At 43.4% G+C, this 955-nt stretch carries 2 protein-coding genes; one reads left to right on the top strand and one right to left on the bottom strand.

The annotated features are described in order from the left end of the window. A partial coding sequence (locus A3766_RS06595; RefSeq protein WP_197479388.1) for an FAD-dependent monooxygenase occupies positions 1–344 on the top strand: 344 nt, incomplete at its 5' end. A gap of 251 nt (positions 345–595) precedes the next feature. Here the strand turns inward: A3766_RS06595 and A3766_RS06590 are convergent. Then, positions 596–955: YafY family protein (locus tag A3766_RS06590; protein WP_156508742.1), on the bottom strand; the 360-nt coding region annotated here is incomplete at its 5' end.

Here is a 955-nt window from a genome sequence, read left to right as displayed (position 1 = left end):
AGGGGCTTGCTTTGATCGGTGACGCAGCGCATACCATCCACCCTTTGGCTGGTCAGGGTGTGAACTTGGGCTTTAAAGATGTTTTTGCATTGAGTCAGGTGCTGATACTGGCTGACCAACAAGAGCTGGACCCGGGAAATCTCACCTTGCTCAAACGTTATCAACGACAGCGGCAGGCAGATAACCTATTGATGATGGGCGCGATGGAAGGTTTTAAGCGTTTATTTGCTCAACCCGATCCACTTCTTCGGTGGGTGCGTAATACAGGGCTGGACTTTGTAAATAAGCAGGGCTTTATCAAGAAACAGTTGGTTAAGCATGCGATGGGCTTGTCCATCGCTTAGCTTAGTACGCCTAAGTAAGCCGTTGATGGCTACGCAGGGGTCTTAGAAGTGCCATACCCAGTCACCTGAATGACTCTATCCGAGTGACTTTTATCTATTTCATTCGAGACATATGCCAAAGAGCTAAAAGTACATGCTTCGTGAGAGACAGCGCTCATAAATCGGTCATGGGCCTCTTACTAAAGTAAAGTCCTTTAACGAAGAGAAGTTTACTCGTCACGATTATCTGCAGGTAGTGAAAAATAGATTTTTTACTCATAAAGAGACAAGGTGTGACGAGTAGTCTCTACAATTTTGTCTTTTAGCCAATTCGGTTCTAATACTTCAACTTTGTCACCTAAACTTAATAGCCACCAACGAAAGTACATGGTGTCAGGAACACTCGCTTTCAATGTAAACCAGCCATCAGCTTCCATAGTTACAACCTGATCAGAACTAAGTGGTGTTTCAAATAAGTGCTGCCCTTGTTTCAGTTGAAACCGACCAACAAAAATAATTATCTTATCGCTATTTAATATGCCGAACCCTCCCTTTTCAACGTATTCTTTCAAATCAAAGTCATCGGGGTAAGATAGGTCTATATTTATTAGCTGTGCCGAATCAAAGCGATG

The sequence above is a fragment of the Oleiphilus sp. HI0132 genome, assembly GCF_001635845.1.
This window is presented reverse-complemented; position numbering and strand designations above follow the sequence as displayed.